Genomic DNA, 19,940 nt, shown 5'->3' on the forward strand with positions numbered 1-19,940 from the left:
AAATCTGAACAGAAGCCGATCGGGAAACGTGGGGTGCGTTGTGGCCAGGAAGCTCGCCGTCATCGGGGCCGGACTCATGGGGTCCGGAATCGCGCAGGTCTCGGCCCATGCGGGCTGGGACGTCGTGCTGCGTGATGTCACCGACGCGGCCCTGGCCAGGGGCGTGGACGGGATCAGGGCCTCGTACGGCAAGTTCGTCGCCAAGGGCAAGCTGGAGGAGGCCGACGCCGACGCCGCGCTCGCCCGGATCACCACGACGACCGACCTGGACGCCGTGGCCGACGCGGACATCGTCGTCGAGGCCGTCTTCGAACAGCTCGACGTCAAGCACGAGATCTTCCGTACGCTCGACAAGCTCGTACGGGAGGACGCCGTCCTCGCCTCCAACACCTCGGCCATCCCGATCACCAAGATCGCGGCGGTCACCGGGCGTCCGGAGCGTGTCGTCGGTACGCACTTCTTCTCGCCGGTACCGATGATGCGCCTGTGCGAACTGGTGCGCGGCTACAAGACCAGCGACGAAACCCTCGCCACCGCGAGGGAGTTCGCCGAGTCGGTGGGCAAGACCTGTGTCGTCGTCAACCGCGACGTCGCGGGCTTCGTGACCACCCGGCTCATCTCCGCGCTCGTCGTGGAGGCCGTGGAGCTCTACGAGTCGGGCGTCGCGTCCGCCGAGGACATCGACATCGCCTGCAAGCTGGGGTTCGGTCACGCCATGGGCCCGCTCGCCACCGCCGACCTCACCGGTGTCGACATCCTGCTGCACGCCGCGAACAACATCTACGCCGAGACCCAGGACGAGAAGTTCGCGCCGCCGGAGCTGATGCGCCGGATGGTGGACGCGGGTGACATCGGCCGCAAGAGCGGGCAGGGGTTCTACAAGCACTGAGGTCCGGCCGGTGCCCCACGCGGCGCCGGCCCGTGTCGGCCGTTTCCTCACCCCACGGGGTGAATTCGATATCGGTTCGCCGACAGACGGCAACTTCTCAGGCCGTCCGGCAGTCAGTTGTTTGAGGACAAGAACAGAACAGAACAGGCCGGAGCACGGAAGCACTCTCGGGGAGAGCATATGCACATCAGGGGCGACCACGCCGAGCTGGTCGTCGGGGGCCGCCTCGACGTACGCAGCGCGGCGGACGCCCGTACGGTCCTGCACTCGGCCGTCGACGACGGAGCCGGCGATCTGGTGCTGGACCTGACCGAACTGGACTCCTGGGACGCCACCGGACTCGGCGTCATCATGGGAGCCCACCGACGCGCGGGGCGGTGTGGCCGGAGGCTTGTGCTGAGGGGTGTCCCGCCGCAGATGCAACGTCTGCTGGTGGCCACCCGGCTGCACCGCATCCTTGCCATCGAGGGCGGCATCGCCGCAGAATCGCTCCCTCGGGTCTGACCTGGCCTGACCTGGCCACCTCGCACAATCCTCACGAGACCGTGATGTCCCGGACGAGGTGTCGCCCCGGCTGTTCGTAGATACTGTGCGGAGGTTCAGGGTTCGGCCGTACGCGGCTCGACGGACCCTGAGGAGCAGGCACCGGACCAGAAGCGGCGGATGGGCGTGTGAGGCCGGGGCAACGGCACGCCACGATCTGGGGGCTTTTCACCATGGACCCGATAAGCCGGGGGCCGGAGGAGCACGGCCGGCGCGACGACGACGCGCGCGGTGACGACGCGCGCCCCGACGGCCGGTACGACGCGAGTCCCGACGGCGGGTACGACGCGCGCCCCGACAGCGGGCACGAAGCGCCGCGCCCCGACGGCGGGTACGAAGCGCCGCGCACCGACGGAGAGTACGAAGCGCCGCGTCCCGACCGTGGGCACGACGTCGAACGCGCCGTCGTGAGTGTGCACGAGGGCGAACCCGCCGCGACGGGCGGCGAGGCGGCCGAACCGCCTCGCCCGCCCCGGGTGTCGATCACGCCCGGCGTCCCGGCGCCGGCTCCGACCCCGGCGCCCGCACCCCTCCCGGCCGTCGCCCACATCAAGGGCGCGGGCCCCATCACACCGGCGCAGCCCGTCCGTACGGTCCAGCTCGTCTCGGGCGACCTGCTGGTGACCGTCAACCCCGTCGACGGCAGCGAGATCGAACGCCGCCCGCCCGGACGGGAACACACCGCGCCCGCCCGGCTCACCGCCGAGGAGCGCACCGCCGTCCAGCGCGCCGGCCGCCCGCCCGTACCCGCGGGGCCCGCCGCGCCCGCGCTCCCGCTGCTGGAACGGGGCGAGGAGCGCGCGAAGCTGGCGGAACTGCTGGGGCGCGGCCGTTCCGTACGCCTCACGGGGCCCGCGGGCTCCGGGCGTACGGCGCTGATCGAGGCCGTGGCCGCGGACTGCGCGGACCTCGCGCCCGACGGCGTCGTCCGGCTCTCCGGATACCGCCGCACCGCCACCGAGCTGCTGTACGAGCTGTACGCGGCCGTCCACCGCTCGCCGCTCGCCCGCCCCGACCGGCCCGAACTCCTCGACCGGGTCCGCGACATCGGCGCGGTCGTCGTCCTGGACGACCTGGAACTGGGCGGGGAGGCGCTGGACGAACTCCTCACCGCCACCCCGGAGTGCGCCTACCTGTGCGCAGCGACCCCCGACACCGCCGTGCCCTCGCCGGACGCGCGCCTCGAAGAGGTCACCCTCGGCGGTCTCGGCCGCGGCTCCTCGCTGGAACTCCTGGAGCACGTCGTCGAACGGCCGCTCACCGACGAGGAGGCCAACTGGGCGGGCGACCTCTGGTTCGAGTCCGAGGGGCTGCCGCTGCGCTTCGTCCAGGCCGGTGCGCTGCTGCGCCAGCGCGACCAGGCGCGCGCCGGAGCCGATGCCGTCGACGAGTTCGAGCCCTTCGTGCGCCCCTTCGAGCGCACGTCCGGCGAGGGCGCGACGGCCGCCACGCCGGCCGTCCCCGGCGGCTACGACGTACCCCTGCCCACGCTGGGCGAGGGCGCCGCGCCCGCCGCCCCGCTCGCCGCCCGGCTGAGCGAGGCCGCGCGCGCCACCCTGCGTTTCGCCGTCGCGCTCGGCGGTGAGGTCCCGCACCAGGCGCACCTGCCCGCGCTGGTGGGCGACACCCACGCGGACGCCGCCCTCGGCGAGCTGATGAGCTGCGGACTGCTCACCCCGGTCGGCGGACGCTACCGGCTCGCGGCCGGCGTGGCCGCGCAACTGGAGGCGCGGGGGTACGGCGACGACGCCGTGGCCCACGCCCACACCGCCGCCCAGCACTACGCCTGGTGGTCGGGGCACCCCTCGGTCACCCCCGAGCGGGCCGCCACCGAGGCGGACGCCATCCTCGCGGCGATGGGCCCGCTGGTCCCCGGCACGGAGGCCGGCCACCCCAGCGCCGCCGTGCTGCTGGCCCGCAGCGCCGCGCCCGCGTTCCTCGCGGGACTGCACTGGGGCGCCTGGGAACGGGCCCTGCGGGCCGGCTCCGAGGCGGCCAGGATGGCCGGAGAGGTCGCGGAAGAGGCGTACTTCCACCACGAGTTGGGCGTTCTCGCGCTCTGCGTCGGCAACCTGGACCGGGCGCGCGCCGAGCTGGAGGCGTCCATCGGCATGCGCGGCGCCCTCGCCGACAAGATCGGCACGGTCGCGGGACGCAGGGCGCTCGCCCTGGTCACCGACCGCGAGGCCGCGCTGGCGGGGCCGAAGCCGCCGGGCTCGGAGGCGCCGACCGTACGGTACGCGGAGCCGTTGTCACGGGCGGCCGGGCTGCCCGAACTGCCGGGGCTGTCGAAGCCGTCCCGTACGGGACCGGGGCAGGCCGCGGGGCACGGGACCGGTACGGGCGGCGGCTCGGCCGCCGGCGCCGGGCTCGGCCTCGGCGCCGTCCCCGCGGCCGGGATCGGCTCCGGGGTCGGCTCCGGCGCAGGTTCAGGTTCAGGTTTGGGGTCCGGCTCCGGCTCCGGCGAGAACATGGCGCTGGTGACCCGGCGCGACACCCCCGCCCTCCCGCCCGGCTCCGGCGCCCGGCCCGCCCACGCCGCGCCGCGGGCCGCGCCGCCGGGCCACTCGCGCCGCCCGGCGCTCGGCGGTGCCCGCCGCAACCTGGTCGCGGCGGGCGCGGGCGCCGTACTCGCGGCCGTGCTCGGTACGGTCGTGACCCTCGGCGCGACCTCGGACGGCGACCCCCTGCCGCCGGACAAGGTCCGTACGGAACAGTCCACGGACCCGGACGACAACAACGGCGACGACGGCAACCCCGCCGAGCAGCCGGTCGACACCTCCACGTACAACCCGGGCGGCGTCCCCGCAGGACCCGATTCCCCGAGCCCCACGGGCCCCACGGACAGCGCCGAACCCTCCGACTCGCCCTCGTCCTCGGGCACGCCGTCGGACGGCACCAGCTCGTCCCCTGGCGACTCCCCGTCCGCCTCGGGACAGCCGACGGACCCCACGGACGAGCCGTCGGACACCCCCACCGGCTCCTCGGAGCCGCCGTCGCCCTCGACGTCCGTCACACCGCCCACGGAGGAGCCCTCCGGCGAACCCTCGGACACGGACACGGCGCCCGCGCCGTCGACCCCGCAGACCTCGGTGAGCGGCCCGGACCCGAGCCTCAGCGAGGAGCGGACGGTCGAGCCGGGCGTCGTATGACGGACTGACGGGCTGACGGCTTCGTACAAGAAGAGCCGGCGGGCCGCGCACATCGCGCGGCCCGCCGGTTCTTCTTGTACGACCGGGCAGTTACGTCATCACAGCCTTACGCCGCCGGAACAGGCTCACGTCAGAAGAGGCGCAGCTTGTCGTCCTCGATGCCGCGCATGCCGTTGTAGTCCAGCACCACACACCCGATGCCCCGGTCCGTCGCCAGCACCCGCGCCTGCGGCTTGATCTCCTGTGCCGCGAACACACCCTTCACCGGCGCCAGATGGGGGTCGCGGTTGAGCAGCTCCAGATAGCGGGTGAGCTGCTCCACACCGTCGATCTCGCCACGCCGCTTGATCTCCACCGCGACCGTGCCGCCGTCGGCGTCCCGGCAGAGGATGTCCACCGGGCCGATCGCCGTCGGGTACTCGCGGCGGATGAGGCTGTACCCCTCGCCCAGCGTCTCGATACGGTCGGCGAGCAGCTCCTGGAGGTGCGCTTCCACGCCGTCCTTGATGAGACCGGGGTCGACGCCCAGTTCATGCGACGAGTCGTGGAGGACTTCCTCCATCGTGATGATCAATTTCTCGCCCGCTTTGTTGATGACTGTCCAGACGCCGGTGTCATCGTCCGTACCCTCCTTCAACGTGCAAGGAGGCGACATCCAGTTGAGCGGTTTGTACGCCCGGTCGTCGGCGTGGATGGACACACTGCCGTCCGCCTTGACCAGGATGAGACGGGGGGCGGAGGGCAGGTGGGCGGTGAGCCGGCCCGCGTAGTCGACGGAGCAGCGGGCAATGACGAGACGCATGGTCGGCAACGCTACTCGACTGCCGCCACCGCGCGCGATTCGCCCTGGAAGCCCCCGTTCGTTATTGGCCGGTTGTGGTCCCATTCTCCTGGTGCCCTCCCGTCGGCGCGCCTAACGTGGATGCGTGAGGTCGCCGGTCGTGCACGCTGCGTCGTCGTCGCCCTCCTTCCCTGCCCGTAAGGCCCCGTTCCCCGCGGGGTCGCGAGAGGAGAACCCATGTCGCTCGACGTCTCACCGGCACTGTTGGATCAGGCCGAGCGAGGCGAGGTCGACGAAGCGGCTTTCGTCGACTGCGTCCGGACCTCCCTGCCCTACGCATGGGAGATGATCAGTTCTCTGGTGGCTCAGCTAAAGGTGGACGGTGGACAGTTCGCCGACAACCAGACGCCCCCGCCGGACGAGCAGGCACGTGGTCAACTGCTGCGCGCGCTCGCGAGTGATGCCATTCGCGGTGCGCTCCAGCGTCACTTCGGAGTGCGGCTCGCATTCCAGAACTGCCACCGCGTCGCGGTGTTCCCGTTGGACCCCTCGGTCGACGAGCGGCTGGCCCGCTTCACCTCGGTGAGGGGCCAGTTGCTCAACCAGTCCCCTGAGCTCCGGGACTGCTGACGGTTTCGGCTGCCGCTCCCGCGCCGTGGGTGAGCCACGGCGCCGGAGCGGCAGCGTCCCTGACGGGCCCGTGGGTACGGGCCCGTGGGCACGGGTCCTGTTCGCTCACGCGAGCAGGGGGAGCACCTCCGTCCCCAGGCGCCGTACGTTCTCCTCCGTGGCCGCCAGATCGCCGGAGCCCTCCACGAGCAGGGCGAAGCGCGTGATGCCCGTACGCTCCGCCGTGGCCGCGAGCCGGTCCGCCGCCAGCCTCGGCGGCCCCACCGGGTGCAGGGCGCAGAGCAGTTCCGTGTACGACACCGGGTCGCGCATCGAGCGTGACCGGCCGTCGACCGTCACATGCGCGCCGAGCCCCTGGCGCAGCCAGCCGGGCATCGCCTTGACCAGGGTTTCCGAGGCGGCGGCGCGGCTGTCCGCGAGCTGCACCACGCCGGCCGACACATGCGGGGCGTTCTGGATCTCCGCGGGCGCCAGGCCCGCCGCGCGCGCGTGCGTACGCCACAGCGCGACCATCTCCGCCTTCTCCTCGTCACCGCAGTGCATGCCCAGCAGCATCGGCAGCCCGTGCCGGGCCGCCAGCCGCACGCTCCTGGGTGACGTACAAGCCATGATCGTCTCGGGCCGGCCGCCGGGGTACGTCAACTCGTCGGCGCGGGGGACCACGGCGACCTCACGGAAGTGGTACCGGTCGCCGGAGGTCCCCACCCGTGACCCGCGCAGCCAGCGCAGCAACAGCTCCAGCGCCTCGGGGAAGTCGCGCTCGTAGGCGCTCAGGCCCGTCCCGAAGACCTCCAGGTCGACCCAGGGGCCGCCCCGTCCCACCCCGAGGGTGAACCGCCCGCCGGAGACGAGATGGAGCAGCGCGGCCTGCTCGCCGAGCGCCACCGGATGTACGTTCGGCAACACGCTGACCGCCGTACCCACCCGGATGTGTCGCGTACGGCCGAGCAGCAGCGCGGCCAGGGTCACGGCCGACGGGCAGACTCCGTACGGCACGAAGTGGTGCTCGGCCAGCCAGACCGCGTCGAGTCCCGACTCCTCGGCCAGCTCCGTGGTGCGCACCGCCCGGTGCAGCGCTTCCCCCTGTCCCTGGCCCGGGAACTGGGCGGCCAGTACAAAAGCTCCAACACGCATCGCCTTCTGCCTCCTCGCGGCCGACGCGACTCCCCCTACTGGCAACAACGTCTGACACGTGCCAAAGGCACGGCCGGGCGCAAAACTCGTGCGATTGTCCGGTGAGTGCCGTCCGTGGCTCTCCTGCGGAGGCGGGGTGCGCGCGTCCCTGAGGGGCGTCTGCCCTGTGGCGCTGGCCGTAGGCTGGAATCGGTCCGTGCTGTCTGCCCCGTGAGGTGTTCCGTGTCCCCGCGTCGCAACCGCCCCCGAGGCGGCGAGAACCCGACCGACCGAGCCGCCGAGGCGGGCGACCGGTACGGCGGTTTCCAGCGATCGGAAACATGGCAGGGCGAGAACTGGTCAGTTCGTCACGTGGCGGGGGCAAGTGCCGCCGGTAAGCGGTACCGGTGCCCGGGATGCGACCAGGAGATCCCCTCCGCGGTGGCCCATGTGGTGGCGTGGCCCGAGTACGGCGGGGTGGACGACCGGCGCCACTGGCACCAGGCGTGCTGGAACGCGAAGGACCGCCGCACCTCGCGGGTGCAGCGGTCCCGTAACGCACCGAGGTACTGAGCCCGGCCCGGCCTGCCCGGCCCCGTCACACGTCGCGCGTCACACGCCGCCCGTCACATGTCGCACGCCGCCTGTCATACGTCGCCTGTCATACGTCGCGCTGGTCCAGGGAGAAGAACGCGCCCACCATCGCGACCGCGGTCGTCCCTGTGATGATCCACAGCGCCGCCCACCCGCCCGGCCCCACGGTGCCGAAGGCGTCCCCGTAGAGCTGGACGAGCTGGCTCGGGATCGAGTACGTCAGCAGGAACTCCTGGACGCCGCGGAGCGACCTGGCCATCATGAAGATCGCGAGGACGAGCGGCAGCAGCACCAGGCCGATCATCACGGTGATCGCCCCCGCCGAGTGCCTGACCAGCGCGCCGACCGCCATCGAGAGCAGCCCGAGCATCGCCAGGTAGAAGCTGACACCGACCGTCGCGCGGATCCATTCGGTGGTGCCGGGCGCGTCCGTGTCGAGGATCGCGATCTGGAGCGCGGCGACGATCATCGTGGTCACGGTCGTGACCGTGAAGACCACGGCGAAGAAGACCAGCGACTTGGCGGCCAGTACCCGGGCACGGCTGGGGCAGGCGGTGAGCGTCGTACGGATCATGCCCGTGCCGTACTCCGAGGTGATGGTGAGCACCCCGAGCGTGATCACGCAGAGCGAGCCCAGCAGCACCCCGAAGAAGCCGAGGCCGAGCATGGACTCCCCGCTGACCTCGGCGTCCACGTCGCTGGTGTCCCGGGCGGAGACGATGAGCAGCGCCGCGATCACCCCGACGCCCACGATCAGGAGGACCAGCACACCGAGGGACCACATCGTGGCCCGTACGGAGCGCAGCTTCGTCCACTCGGAGGCCAGGGCGTCCCCGAGGTGGGCCCGCCGGGCCGGGATCGGCGAGGCGTACGGCGCCTGCTGGGGCGCGGCCGACGGGTGCGGCGCCTGCTGGGACGGGACCGGCCGCTGATACGGGGGCGGCGGGGTGGACGGGGTGGACGGGGTCGGCGGGGTCTTCATCGGGGGTCCTCGCTGCTGTCACGCTTCGTCGGCTCCGCCGCGGGCGCCGGGGTGTCCTGCTGGATCGGGCCGGGGCCGGTACCCCCGGCCCCGGGCGGCGGCGGGGGGTACCAGCCCTGCTGCGGCACCTCGGGGACCACGGGCGGCGCGAACCCCTGCGGGGCCGCCCCGTACCCCTGCGGGGGCCCGTAGCCGGGCGGCTGGGGCGGCGGCGTGAAGCCGGCGAGGGCGTCGGCCGTGGAGCGGTAGTCGACGGTGGACTGCGTCATCCGCATGTACGCCTCCTCCAGCGACGCCTGGTGCGGGGACAGCTCCCAGAGCCGTACGTCAGCGCCGTGCGCCAGCTCGCTGATCCGGGGCAGCGGCAGGCCGGTGACGCGCAGCGCGCCGTCCGGCTCGGAGAGCACCTGGCCGCCCGCCCCGGTCAGCGCCGCGTGCAGCTTCTCCCGCAGCTCCGGCTCGTCCCCCGGGGTGCGGACCCGGGCGAAGTCGGCCGAGTTGGCCGAAATGAAGTCCTTGACACTCATGTCGGAGAGGAGCCGGCCGCGGCCGATCACGATGAGGTGGTCGGCGGTCACCGCCATCTCGCTCATGAGGTGCGAGGAGACGAAGACCGTACGGCCCTCGTCCGCGAGCTGCTTCATCAGATTGCGGACCCAGAGGATGCCCTCGGGGTCGAGCCCGTTGACGGGCTCGTCGAAGAGCAGCACCTGCGGATCCCCGAGGAGCGCCGCCGCGATGCCCAGCCGCTGCCCCATGCCGAGCGAGTAGCCCTTGGAGCGCTGCTTGGCGACGTCCTGGAGGCCGACGACGCCGAGGACCTCGTCGACCCTGGCGGCCGGGATGCCGGAGAGCTGGGCGAGCGAGAGGAGGTGGTTGCGCGCGCTCCGCCCGCCGTGCACGGCCTTGGCGTCGAGGAGCGCGCCGACCTGGCGCGGGGCGTTCGGGAGCTGCCGGAAGGGGTGGCCGCCGACCGTGACATGGCCGCTGGTGGGACGGTCGAGACCGAGGATCATCCGCATCGTCGTGGACTTGCCGGAGCCGTTGGGGCCCAGGAACCCGGTGACATGGCCGGGCCTCACCTGGAAGGAAAGGTTGTACACGGCCGTCTTGGCACCGTAGCGCTTCGTCAGGCCGACTGCCTCGATCATTCTCCAGCCCCATCGACAAGGTCACGTCTTTCGGGGCAGTGGCCGGTCCGGGCCTAAGGCCCCCGTTAGAGTAAGGAGGATATCCACGCGTTGACGGTTCCGGCCAAGTCGTTCCGGCGGGGAGTCGGCCCCACATGCCGAGCCACGCGCGACAGCCGGACCTACGCGTCGCGCTTCTTCAGTACGGCGTACCCGCCCGCCAGCGCGGCCACCACCCACAGCGCCATGATCCCCAGCCCCTGCCACGGGCCGTACGGCGCCGGGGTCGAGTTCAGCGCCCCGGACACCACCTGGGTGATCTGGCGCCCCGCCTGGTCGGGGAAGTAGCGGGCGACGTCCTTGGCGCCGGGGACGGCGGCCAGGATCTGCGAGACGAGGAAGAAGAACGGCATCAGGATGCCGAGCGAGAGGATCGAGCTGCGCAGCATCGCGGTGACGCCCATCGAGAACAGCGCGATCAGCGTCATGTAGAGACCGCTGCCGATCACCGCGCGCAGCACGTTCGGCTCGCCGATGCTCGTCCCGTGGTCGCCGAGCAGCGCCTGGCCGAGGAAGAACGCCAGGAAGCCGGTGATCAGCCCGACCACCAGCGCCAGCACCCCGGCCACCAGGATCTTGCCGAAGAGGAACGTGGCGCGCCGTGGTACGGCCGCCAGCGAGCTGCGGATCATGCCCGAGCTGTACTCCGAGCCGACCACCAGCACCCCGAAGACCACCATCGCGAGCTGCCCGAGGACCATCCCCGAGAAGCTGGTGTACGTCGGGTCGAAGCTCGCCCGGTCGATCTCCGAGAGGGTGCCGAACTGGGAGTTCACCACCGCCGAGAGCGCCCCGCCCAGGGCCACCGTCACCACCAGCGCGCTGACCAGCGTCCAGGTCGTGGAGGAGACCGTACGGATCTTGGTCCACTCGGAGCGGAGGACCGCCGGAACCGAAGCCATGGTCAGACCCCCTCACCCTCACCCTCGCCGGACCCGCGGGAGTGGTACTCGACCGACTCCGCCGTCATCCGCATGAACGCTTCTTCGAGGGAGGCGCGCTGGGCGCTCAGCTCGTGCAGCACGATCCCGTGGCGCGCGGCCAGCTCACCCAGCTCCTCCGTGGTCGCCCCGTCGATCTCCAGGACCCCGTCGGCCGCGTCGACCGCCGTGAAACCCGCCGCGTGCACCACGTCCTTCACCTGCTCGCGCTGTGGGGAACGCAGTCGCGCGTAACTCCGCGAATTCGCGTGGATGAAGTCGGCCATCGACGTGTTCGCGAGTAGCCGGCCCTGCCCGATCACGATCAAGTGATCGGCGGTCAGGGCCATTTCACTCATGAGATGACTGGATACGAAGATCGTGCGGCCTTCGTGTGCGAGTGCCTTCATGAGATTGCGGATCCAGTGGATTCCCTCGGGGTCCAGACCATTCACCGGTTCGTCGAACATCAAGATCTCCGGATCGCCGAGCAACGCCGCCGCGATACCGAGCCGCTGCCCCATCCCGAGGGAGAATCCCTTCGACTTCTTCCGCGCCACCGCCGTCAGTCCGACCACGTCGAGGACGTCAGCGACCCGGCTCTCCGGGATCCGGTTGCTCTGCGCCAGACAGAGGAGGTTGTTGTACGCGGTGCGCCCGCCGTGCACCGACTTGGCCTCCAGCAGCGCCCCGATGTGCTTGAGCGGTTCCGCGAGGTCCCGGTAGTGCTTTCCGTCGATCCGGACCGAGCCACCCGTCGGATGGTCCAGACCGAGCATCATCCGCATCGTGGTCGACTTGCCCGCCCCGTTGGGACCGAGGAACCCCGTCACCACGCCGGGCCGCACCTGGAAGGAGAGGTGATCGACCGCGACCTTACGGCCGAAGCGTTTGGTGAGCCCCTCTACCTCGATCATGCGGCCAACCTAAACGCGCACAAAGCCCCCCGCCACCGGAGTGACAGGGGGCTGCGCGATCGTTACCCGATCGATCGATCGGGCAGGGCCGAGGGTCTCAGCGGGACTGCTGCGCCGGGACCCCGCGGGAGATCGGCTCGTCGTCCGCCGGGGAACCGGCGGCGGCCACCGCGGCACCCGTCAGCGTCGCCAGCATCTCGCGGACGTTGGTGAGCTGGGCGTTGATCGAGTCGCGGCGGTTCGTGAGCGCCGCCAGCTCGCGCTCCGATTCGCTGCGGATCCGGTCGGCCTTGGCGTTCGCGTCCGCCACGATGTCCTCGGACTGACGCTGCGCCGTCTCCACGGTCTGACGGGCCCTGCGCTCCGCGTCCGTACGCAGCTTCTCCGCCTCCAGGCGGAGCTGCTCGGCGCGGTGCTCGATCTCCGCCAGGCGCTTCTCGGCCTTCGCCTGACGGGACGCCAGGTCGCGCTCCGACTGCTCACGCCGCTTGGCGAGGTTCGTCTCGAAGTCCGTGGCGGCCTGGGCGGCCTTGGCACGGGTCTCCTCGAAGAGCGCGTCGGCCTCCTCACGCTTGGACTGCGCGTCCTTCTGCGCGTCCGAACGCAGCGTCGCCGCGTCGCCCTTCGCCTTGTCGACGATACGGACGCCCTCGTCCTCGGCCTTCGCCTTGCGCTCGACGGCGAACGCCTCGGCGTCGTTGCGCACCTGCTGGGCCGCCGACTCGGCGAGCTCACGGTGCTGCTCCGACGCGCGACGGGCCTCCTCGCGCAGGTCCTTCGCCTCCTCCTCGGCGAGGCGGAGGATCTTCTCGACGCGGGCGCCGAGGCCGGCGTACGACGGCTCGGCGTCGGTTACCTGGGCCTGGGCGTTCTGCGTCTCAAGGTGCAGTTCCTCGATGCGCTTTTCGAGAGCGGTGATGCGGGCCAGTGCACTGTCACGGTCGGCGACGAGTTTGGTAATGCGGTCGTCCACCTGACCGCGGTCGTAACCACGCCGCACGAGCTCGAAGCCGAATGGGGAGGAAGTGTCGCTCATGGGGTTCCTGTCGAATGAGACCGGTGAGGTGATAGGGGGAATCCTAGGGGCCTAAGCGGCGTGTCATCGAGCCGATGCAGCTTTGATATGGAGAATGTCCAGCCTTTTGAGTGGCAAGTCGCCCTCCGGAGACACCCGGACGGGCTCCGGAGACACTCGGACGGGTTCCGGGGACACCCGGACGGAGCGTCAGCCGGGGGGCGGCGGCGCGGAGATGGGCATGCGCGTCCGCGGCGTTGTCGTCCGTCACCGACGCCGCGCGTCGACTCGGGCCGCCGCCTCGCACCTGCACGCACCTACCCCCGGTTCCCTCTCCCATCCCCAACTGACGGATGGTCTAACTGTCGGAGGACTTGCTACTCGAACGGGTGGTTCCGGCCACTGCGCCCGCCTTGACGGGATTGTCCTTGGCGCCGCCTGACGGCGCCTCGAACGACTCCAACGCCTCCAGTACGTCCTGGACACGGGAGATCTCGGCCTGGATGTCCTCGCGCCTGCGCACCAGGACGTCCAGCTCGCGTTTGCCCTCGTCGACCATCTGTTTCGCCTCGGCGGCCGCCTCGGCGCGCAGTTGCTCGGCCTCCCTGACCAGGGTGGCCTTCTTCTGCTCGGCCTCCTTGAGCAGCCCCTCCGCCTTGCGCACCGCGGAGATCCGGACCGAACTCGCCTCCGAATTGGCGTCCGCGACCAGCTCCTTGGCCTTCTGCTCGGCCTCGGCGCGCTGTTCGTCGGCGGCCTTCATCAGCTTGTCGACGCGCTCGCCGGCCGTCCGAAGCTGCTCGGACGTCTCGCGCCGCGCCCGCTCGTGGAGCTGCTCGATCTCGTTCTCGACACGGGTACGCAGCTCCTCGCCCCGCTCCCGGATCGCCGTCGCGTCCCGGCGCGCCCCCACCAGCAGCTCGTTCGCGTCCGAACGGGCCTGCTCCACGAGGGAGTTCCCGTCGACCGTCGCGTCCGAGGTGATCCGGGCCGCCTCCTTGCGGGCCGCGCCCACCAGCGCGTCGGCCTGCTTCTCGGCCTCGGTGGCGGCGCGCAGCGCCTCCTCCTGGGCCTTGTTGATGAGCTGGTCCGCCTGCTCGGCGGCGTCGGAGCGGCGCTTCGCCGCGTCCTTGCGCGCCTCGTCCAGCAGCCAGTCCGTCTCCTCCTGCGCCTCGGTCCTGACCCGCTCGGCCGTGGCCTCGCTCTCCCGCTTGAGCTGCTCGGCCTCGGCGCGTACCCGCTCCGCCGCCTGCTGCGCGGAGCCCACGGTCTCCGCGGCCTCCGCACGCATCCGCTCGGACTCGCCCGCGGCCTCGCCGATGAGCCGGTCGGCCTGCGCGGCGGCGTCGCTCCGCATCCGGTTGGCGTCATCGCGGGCCTCGGCACGGGTGCGCGACGCGTCCTGCTCCGCCGCCGCCTGCGCGTCCGACGCCTCCGTCCGTACCCGCTGCGCGTACTCCGCGGTGTCGGAGCGCAGCCGCTCCGCCTCCCCGATCGCGTCGTTGACGGTCCGTTCGGCGAGGGCCTGCGCGGCCTCCGACTCCTCCTGGACGCGGGTACGGAGCCGGTTCGCGTCCGTGGTGGCCCGCTCCCGCTCCGCGTGCGCCTCCGCCCGTACGCGCTCCGTCTCCTCGCGCGTCTCCGCCTGGAGCCGGTCCGCGGCCTGCTCGGCGGCGACCCGCTGCGCCAGGATCTCCTGCTCGGCCTGGTCGTGCAGGCCCGCGACCGCGTCCCGTACCTGCTGGGCGGTCTGTTCGGCGGCGGCCACCAGCTCCGTCGCGCGGTAGTCGGCCTCGCCGACCAGCCGCTGCGCCTCGGTCTGCGCGTCCTCGACGCGTTTACGGGCCGACGCGAGCAGTTCCTCGCTCTGCTCGCGGGCGCGCTCGCGCTCCTGCTCCGCCTCGGCACGGGCGCCCGTCAGGGTCTCCTCGGCCTCGCGGCGGCGGCGCGTCGCCTCCTCCTGCGCGGCGGCCAGCGCCTCGGCGGCCTCCGTGCCGACCCGCTCGGCGGCGGCACCGGCCTCCGCCCTGATCCGGTCGGCGGTCTCCTGCGCCTCGGTCTTGAGCCGCTCCGCCTCGGTGGCGGCGTCCGTACGCAGCCGTACCGCCGCGTTCTCCGCCTCCGCGCGGGACTCCGAGGCGTCCTGGGCCGCCTCCGTGCGCAGCCGCTCCGCCTCCTCCTCGGCCTGCGCCTGGAGCGTACGGCTGCGCTCCGCGGTCTCCGTGCGCAGCCGCTCGGCCTCCTCGGCCGCCTCGCGGCGGATCCGCTCGCCCTCGGCGCGCGCATCCGTCAGCGCCTCCTCGGCGGACGCGAAGCGCGCCTCCGCCTCCGAGTGCAGCCGGGTCAGCTCACCGGCCGCCTCGGCCTTGCGGGCCTCGACGCCCCGCTCGGCCTCCTCGCGCAGCTCCGTGGCGGCCTGCTCGGCGGCGACCCGCATGACCTCGGCGAGGTCCTCGCCCTCCTCGCGCAGCCGCTCGGCCTCCGCGCGGGTGCGCTCCAGGGTCTCCTCGGCCTGCCGGCGCAGCGTCGTGGCGCGCTCGATGGCCTCGGTGCGTACCCGCTCGCTCTCGGTCGTCGCGCTGTTGCGCAGCTCGTCGGCGTCGGCCTTCGCCTTCGTCAGCAGTTCCTCGGCGGACCTGGCCGCCTCCTCGATCTGCTGGACGGCCTCCCTGCGGGCCTCGCCGCGGATCCGCTCGCCCTCCGCGACCGCCTCGGCCCTGAGCTGCTCGGCCTCGCCGCGCAGCCGGCGCGCCTCCTCCTGGAGCTCGACCGTCTTGGCGCGGTACTCCTTCGTGTCGTCCTTGGCGGCGCCCTTGAGCTGGTCGGCCTGCTCGGCCGCCTCGCCGCGCAGCCGGTCCGCCTCGGCCTCGGCCTCGTGGCGGATCCGGTCGGCCTCCTCGCTCGCGGAGCGGGTGGTGGCCTGGGCGTCGTCGGACGCCTTCGTCAGGACCTCTTCGGCGGTACGGGCCGCCTTGGCGAGCTGGGCCGCGGTGTCCTCGGCGGCGACCGCGCGGGCCTTCTCCGCGGCCTCCGCTACCAGCTTCTCGCCCTCGGCGCGGGCGTCGGCGAGGGCCTGCTCGGCCTCCGCCTTGGTGGCCTCGGCCTCCTTGGTCGCCTCGTTGACGAGCCGGGCGATCTCCGACTTGGCCGTACGGGTGCGCTGTTCGTTCTGCGACTCGGCGCCGGCGAGCCGCTTGGCCGCGGTCTCCTTCGCCTCCGTGACGACCTTCTCGGCCTCGGCCCTGGCCTCCCGCATCCGCTCCTCGGCGGACTGCATCCGCTGCTCGGCGGCGCGGCTCAGCTCGGTGGCCTGCTGGCGGGCCTGGTCGGCCTCGGCGGTGGTGGAGGTACGGAGCTGCTCGGCGTGGCTGGTGGCCTCCTGGGCCTGCGACGACGCGGCGTTCAGCATCCGCTCGGCGTCCCTGCGGGCCCGCAGCAGCAGCGCCTCGGCCTCGGCCCTGGCCGACTCGGTCTCGGAGCCCAGCCGGCGCCGCGCCTCGTCGGCGACCCGGGCGGCCTCCGCGCGGGCGGCGGCGAGCGCCTGCTCCGCCTCGGCGCGCGACTCGTCCATCAGCCGCCTGGCCTGGGCCTCCGTACGGGCACGGAGCTGCTCTGCCCAGGCGACGTTCTCGTTGACGTGGGACTCGACGGTCTGCCGGCGCTCCGCCAGCTCCTGGTCGAGCCGCTGGCGGCGCTGGACGGCCTCCGTGTGCAGCTCCGCCTGGAGCCGCGCCTGGTGCTCGGCGTGCTCCTGGAGGATGCGCTGCGTCTGGGCGCGCGCGTCGCGCAGCTCGCGCTCGGCGTCCTGGCGCATCTGCTCGGCCTGCATCTGGGCGTTCCGCAGATGCTGTTCGGCCTGGTAGCCGAGGTCGCCGCTGTCGTACGAGGAAGAAGGACGGGTCGCCAGAGCGCGCCGTGCCTCGTGGAGCTTGGCGCGCAACACCTCGACCTGGTAACCGAGGTCCTCGGCGTGCTGGACGGCCTTCTCCCGCGCGGTCTTCAGCCGGTCCATCTCGGCTTCGAACCGCGAGAGGTGGTCGTCCTCAGCTCGGTGGCTCTGCTGGCTTTCGTAGCCCCGCACTGCGCGGTCCCATCCGTCCCCTGGTCGCAACTGCCCTATTGGGCACCGTTCTCGGCGAACGGACCCCCGGGGGAATGGTGACAGATTAACGACAGGGGCGCGGCCCCGGCCCGGCCCCGGCCCGGAAGCGCCACTCTACCGGGCCGGGAATCCTTAAGGTCAGTGCTCCGGGCGGGAGGTGACCAGTTCTGTGAGTACGCCGTGGCAGTCCTTGGGGTGGAGGAACGTGATGCGCGACCCCATCGAGCCGGTGCGCGGCTCGTCGTAGAGGACCCGTACGCCCTTGTCACGTACGGCCTGGGCGTCCCCGTCCACGTCCGCGGTCCCGAACGCGATGTGATGGACGCCCTCCCCGTTCTTGGCCAGCCACTTGCCGACGGCCGAATCCTCCCGGGTGGGTTCGAGGAGCTGGAGGTACGAGGCCCCGCCGTCGGACGTCTCGTTGATCTTGAGCATGGCCTCGCGGACGCCCTGCTCCTCGTTGACCTCGGTGTGGAACACCTCGAAGCCGTACGTGGCCCGGTAGAACTCGACGGTCGTATCGAGGTCGAAACAGGCGATTCCGATGTGGTCGATTCTCGTCAGCATGCTGACAGTGCAGCGGTAGGGAGGTGATTACGCAACGTGCGCGCCGTCACACGTGCCGCCGGGTGACCCGGAGCCGTACCGCTCAGTACATTTGAAGTGAACCGTCGTTCACACGACTGTCCACGACTGTCCACCACTGTCCACTCCGCCACTGTCCACTCCTCACGCAGCACGCAGCCGCACTCAGCCGCACGCAGTCGCACACAAAGGGGATCGCGTCCCATGTCTGGAACGAACACCACCACGTCCGTGATCGTCGCCGGCGCCCGTACCCCCATGGGGCGGCTCCTCGGCTCGCTCAAGACCTTCTCCGGCGCCGACCTGGGCGGCTTCGCCATCAAGGCCGCCCTGGAGCGGGCCGGTATCGGCGGCGATCAGGTGCAGTACGTGATCATGGGCCAGGTGCTCCAGGCCGGGGCGGGGCAGATCCCGGCGCGCCAGGCCGCCGTCAAGGGCGGCATCCCGATGAGCGTGCCCGCCCTCACCGTCAACAAGGTCTGTCTCTCCGGGCTCGACGCCATCGCCCTGGCGGACCAGCTCATCCGCGCGGGCGAGTTCGACATCGTCGTCGCCGGTGGCCAGGAATCGATGACGAACGCCCCACATCTGCTGCCCAAGTCCCGCGAGGGCCACAAGTACGGCGCGATCGAGATGCTGGACTCCATGGCGTACGACGGGCTGACCGACTCCTTCGAGTCCATCGCCATGGGCGCCTCCACGGAGAAGCACAACGCCCGCCTCGGCATCGCCCGCGCCCCGCAGGACGAGTTCGGCGCGCTCTCCCACCAGCGGGCCGCCGCCGCCCGGAAGAACGGGATCTTCGAGGAGGAGATCACCCCAGTGGAGATCCCGCAGCGCAAGGGCGAGCCCGTGCTCTTCTCGGAGGACGAGGGGATCCGCCCCGAGACCACCGTGGAGTCGCTGGCCCGGTTGCGCCCCGCGTTCGCCGGGGACGGCACGATCACGGCGGGCACCTCCTCGCAGATCTCCGACGGCGCGGCGGCGGTCGTCGTCATGAGCAGGGCGAAGGCCGAGGAGCTGGGCCTGGAGTGGCTGGCCGAGATCGGCGCGCACGGCAATGTGGCGGGCCCGGACAACTCCCTCCAGTCCCAGCCCTCGAACGCGATTCTGCACGCCCTGGAGAAGGACGGCCTCGACGTCGAAGAGCTGGACCTCATCGAGATCAACGAGGCGTTCGCGGCGGTCGCCGTGCAGTCGATGAAGGACCTCGGGGTGTCGCCGGAAAAGGTGAACGTGAACGGGGGTGCGATCGCTCTCGGCCACCCGATCGGGATGTCCGGCGCCCGGCTCGTGCTCCATCTCGCGCTGGAGCTGAAGCGGCGCGGCGGCGGGACCGGCGCGGCGGCACTCTGCGGGGGCGGCGGCCAGGGCGACGCGCTGATCGTCCGCGTGCCCGCGCGGTGACAGGAAATCAGCCATATATGACGTACGGGAGAGCGACAGGAACGGAGCTGTGATGCAGGACGTCCCCGAGCTGGTCGCTCAGGCACGCGAGGGCCGGCCGCGGGCCGTGGCCCGGCTGATCTCCCTGGTCGAGGGGGCGTCCCCGCAGCTCCGTGAGGTGATGGCGGCGCTGGCCCCGCTCGCGGGCAACGCGTACGTCGTCGGCCTGACCGGATCGCCCGGTGTCGGCAAGTCGACCTCGACCTCCGCGCTGGTCTCCGCGTACCGCCGGGCGGGCCGGCGGGTCGCCGTACTGGCGGTCGACCCCTCGTCCCCGTTCTCCGGCGGCGCGCTCCTCGGCGACCGGGTCCGGATGTCCGAGCACGCCTCCGACCCGGGCGTCTACATCCGCTCGATGGCGACCCGCGGCCATCTCGGCGGCCTGGCCTGGGCGGCCCCGCAGGCGATCCGGGTGCTGGACGCCGCGGGGTGCGACGTGATCATCGTGGAGACCGTCGGGGTCGGCCAGTCGGAGGTCGAGATCGCCTCCCAGGCCGACACCTCGGTGGTGCTGCTGGCGCCCGGCATGGGCGACGGCATCCAGGCGGCCAAGGCGGGCATCCTGGAGATCGGTGACGTGTACGTGGTCAACAAGGCGGACCGTGACGGCGCCGACGCCACGGCCCGCGAGCTGAACCACATGCTCGGCCTCGGCGAGTCCCGGGGCCCTGGCGACTGGCGCCCGCCGATCGTGAAGACCGTCGCCGCGCGGGGCGAGGGCACCGACGAGGTGGTGGAGGCGCTGGAGAAGCACCGCGCCTGGATGGAGGAGCACGGCGTCCTCGCCGAGCGCCGGGCCCGCCGCGCGGCCCACGAGGTGGAGACCATCGCCGTCACGACCCTGCGCGAACGCATCGGGAACCTGCACGGCGACCGCCGTCTGGACGCGCTGGCCGAGCGCATCGTGGCGGGGGAGCTGGACCCGTACACGGCGGCGGACGAGCTGGTCGCGGGGATCACGACCGGCCCGTCCGCCGTCTGAGTCCGCCGGACGGGCCGCCGTTCCCGGCCCGTCCGGCTCGTGTCGCCAGGGTGTCAGCGCGTCAGCGTGTCGGCCGCTGTCGGCCGCTGCCGGCCGCCG

General features: G+C 72.1%; 16 protein-coding genes. 7 read left to right on the forward strand and 9 right to left on the reverse strand.

Translation table 11 applies throughout. The annotated features are described in order from the left end of the window. Positions 1-40: 40 nt before the first annotated feature. The 3 genes from ACIO3P_RS34020 (at position 41) to ACIO3P_RS34030 (ending at position 4,584) form a co-directional block, all read left to right on the forward strand. Complete coding sequence (locus ACIO3P_RS34020) at positions 41-889, forward strand: 3-hydroxyacyl-CoA dehydrogenase family protein (protein ID WP_401791272.1); 849 nt, start codon at positions 41-43, stop codon at positions 887-889. A 180-nt stretch (positions 890-1,069) separates the two neighbouring features. After that, the gene (locus ACIO3P_RS34025; protein WP_066956508.1) at positions 1,070-1,393 is read left to right on the forward strand and encodes an STAS domain-containing protein; all 324 of its coding nucleotides are present in this window, start codon (positions 1,070-1,072) and stop codon (positions 1,391-1,393) included. A 212-nt stretch (positions 1,394-1,605) separates the two neighbouring features. Continuing rightward, positions 1,606-4,584, forward strand: coding sequence for an ATP-binding protein (locus ACIO3P_RS34030; protein ID WP_401851083.1), 2,979 nt, complete (start codon positions 1,606-1,608; stop codon positions 4,582-4,584). Between the two features lie 130 nt (positions 4,585-4,714). On the opposite strand, the gene nucS is transcribed toward ACIO3P_RS34030, so the two are convergent. Further along, positions 4,715-5,386, reverse strand: coding sequence for an endonuclease NucS (gene nucS / locus ACIO3P_RS34035; protein WP_329829505.1), 672 nt, complete (start codon positions 5,384-5,386; stop codon positions 4,715-4,717). A 216-nt stretch (positions 5,387-5,602) separates the two neighbouring features. Between nucS and ACIO3P_RS34040 the strand changes: the two genes are divergently transcribed. Beyond that, entirely contained in the window at positions 5,603-5,995 is a 393-nt protein-coding gene (locus ACIO3P_RS34040; protein ID WP_329829506.1) for an SCO5389 family protein, read from the forward strand. Positions 5,996-6,100: 105 nt separating this feature from the next. Here ACIO3P_RS34040 and ACIO3P_RS34045 read toward each other — a convergent pair whose 3' ends face one another. Beyond that, positions 6,101-7,129, reverse strand: coding sequence for an LLM class flavin-dependent oxidoreductase (locus ACIO3P_RS34045; RefSeq protein ID WP_329829507.1), 1,029 nt, complete (start codon positions 7,127-7,129; stop codon positions 6,101-6,103). 222 nt (positions 7,130-7,351) lie between these two features. Here ACIO3P_RS34045 and ACIO3P_RS34050 point away from each other — a divergent pair, with 222 nt between their 5' ends. After that, positions 7,352-7,681 carry an ATP/GTP-binding protein gene (locus ACIO3P_RS34050; protein ID WP_329829508.1) on the forward strand — a complete coding sequence of 110 codons (330 nt, stop codon included), beginning with the start codon at positions 7,352-7,354 and terminating at the stop codon, positions 7,679-7,681. Positions 7,682-7,769: 88 nt separating this feature from the next. On the opposite strand, the gene ACIO3P_RS34055 is transcribed toward ACIO3P_RS34050, so the two are convergent. From ACIO3P_RS34055 to mce, 7 genes are all read right to left on the reverse strand, one after another. Further along, the gene (locus ACIO3P_RS34055) at positions 7,770-8,684 is read right to left on the reverse strand and encodes an ABC transporter permease subunit (protein WP_329829509.1); all 915 of its coding nucleotides are present in this window, start codon (positions 8,682-8,684) and stop codon (positions 7,770-7,772) included. Then, entirely contained in the window at positions 8,681-9,835 is a 1,155-nt protein-coding gene (locus tag ACIO3P_RS34060) for an ABC transporter ATP-binding protein (protein WP_329829510.1), read from the reverse strand. The genes ACIO3P_RS34055 and ACIO3P_RS34060 overlap by 4 nt, the downstream gene beginning before the upstream one ends. A 161-nt stretch (positions 9,836-9,996) precedes the next feature. After that, a complete protein-coding gene (locus tag ACIO3P_RS34065) occupies positions 9,997-10,776 on the reverse strand; it encodes an ABC transporter permease subunit (protein ID WP_329829511.1) in 780 nt (259 codons plus the stop codon). A gap of 2 nt (positions 10,777-10,778) precedes the next feature. Then, positions 10,779-11,711 (reverse strand): ABC transporter ATP-binding protein, encoded by a 933-nt coding sequence (locus tag ACIO3P_RS34070; protein ID WP_329829512.1) that lies wholly within the window; start codon positions 11,709-11,711, stop codon positions 10,779-10,781. Positions 11,712-11,808: 97 nt separating this feature from the next. Further along, positions 11,809-12,747 carry a cellulose-binding protein gene (locus ACIO3P_RS34075; RefSeq protein WP_329829513.1) on the reverse strand — a complete coding sequence of 313 codons (939 nt, stop codon included), beginning with the start codon at positions 12,745-12,747 and terminating at the stop codon, positions 11,809-11,811. A gap of 337 nt (positions 12,748-13,084) precedes the next feature. Further along, positions 13,085-16,807: a polarized growth protein Scy gene (scy, locus tag ACIO3P_RS34080; RefSeq protein WP_329829514.1), complete on the reverse strand. Its 3,723-nt coding sequence runs from the start codon at positions 16,805-16,807 to the stop codon at positions 13,085-13,087. 159 nt (positions 16,808-16,966) lie between these two features. Continuing rightward, positions 16,967-17,395: a methylmalonyl-CoA epimerase gene (gene mce, locus ACIO3P_RS34085; protein WP_329829515.1), complete on the reverse strand. Its 429-nt coding sequence runs from the start codon at positions 17,393-17,395 to the stop codon at positions 16,967-16,969. 222 nt (positions 17,396-17,617) lie between these two features. Here mce and ACIO3P_RS34090 point away from each other — a divergent pair, with 222 nt between their 5' ends. Then, positions 17,618-18,820, forward strand: coding sequence for an acetyl-CoA C-acetyltransferase (locus tag ACIO3P_RS34090; RefSeq protein WP_329829516.1), 1,203 nt, complete (start codon positions 17,618-17,620; stop codon positions 18,818-18,820). 52 nt (positions 18,821-18,872) lie between these two features. Further along, a complete protein-coding gene (meaB, locus tag ACIO3P_RS34095) occupies positions 18,873-19,841 on the forward strand; it encodes a methylmalonyl Co-A mutase-associated GTPase MeaB (protein WP_401851081.1) in 969 nt (322 codons plus the stop codon). Positions 19,842-19,940: the final 99 nt, after the last annotated feature.

Source organism: Streptomyces sp. NPDC087310, from assembly GCF_044744405.1.
Taxonomy (GTDB): Bacteria; Actinomycetota; Actinomycetes; order Streptomycetales; family Streptomycetaceae; genus Streptomyces.

What these genes read in the sequence shown, in the direction of transcription:
- ACIO3P_RS34030 (WP_401851083.1), top strand. Translation starts at nt 1,606, where the DNA reads ATGGACCCGATAAGCCGGGGGCCGGAGGAGCACGGCCGGCGCGACGAC.
- ACIO3P_RS34045 (WP_329829507.1), bottom strand. Translation starts at nt 7,129, where the DNA reads ATGCGTGTTGGAGCTTTTGTACTGGCCGCCCAGTTCCCGGGCCAGGGA.
- ACIO3P_RS34070 (WP_329829512.1), bottom strand. Translation starts at nt 11,711, where the DNA reads ATGATCGAGGTAGAGGGGCTCACCAAACGCTTCGGCCGTAAGGTCGCG.
- meaB (WP_401851081.1), top strand. Translation starts at nt 18,873, where the DNA reads ATGCAGGACGTCCCCGAGCTGGTCGCTCAGGCACGCGAGGGCCGGCCG.
- mce (WP_329829515.1), bottom strand. Translation starts at nt 17,395, where the DNA reads ATGCTGACGAGAATCGACCACATCGGAATCGCCTGTTTCGACCTCGAT.
- ACIO3P_RS34040 (WP_329829506.1), top strand. Translation starts at nt 5,603, where the DNA reads ATGTCGCTCGACGTCTCACCGGCACTGTTGGATCAGGCCGAGCGAGGC.
- ACIO3P_RS34090 (WP_329829516.1), top strand. Translation starts at nt 17,618, where the DNA reads ATGTCTGGAACGAACACCACCACGTCCGTGATCGTCGCCGGCGCCCGT.
- ACIO3P_RS34060 (WP_329829510.1), bottom strand. Translation starts at nt 9,835, where the DNA reads ATGATCGAGGCAGTCGGCCTGACGAAGCGCTACGGTGCCAAGACGGCC.
- ACIO3P_RS34055 (WP_329829509.1), bottom strand. Translation starts at nt 8,684, where the DNA reads ATGAAGACCCCGCCGACCCCGTCCACCCCGTCCACCCCGCCGCCCCCG.
- ACIO3P_RS34025 (WP_066956508.1), top strand. Translation starts at nt 1,070, where the DNA reads ATGCACATCAGGGGCGACCACGCCGAGCTGGTCGTCGGGGGCCGCCTC.
- ACIO3P_RS34065 (WP_329829511.1), bottom strand. Translation starts at nt 10,776, where the DNA reads ATGGCTTCGGTTCCGGCGGTCCTCCGCTCCGAGTGGACCAAGATCCGT.
- ACIO3P_RS34075 (WP_329829513.1), bottom strand. Translation starts at nt 12,747, where the DNA reads ATGAGCGACACTTCCTCCCCATTCGGCTTCGAGCTCGTGCGGCGTGGT.
- nucS (WP_329829505.1), bottom strand. Translation starts at nt 5,386, where the DNA reads ATGCGTCTCGTCATTGCCCGCTGCTCCGTCGACTACGCGGGCCGGCTC.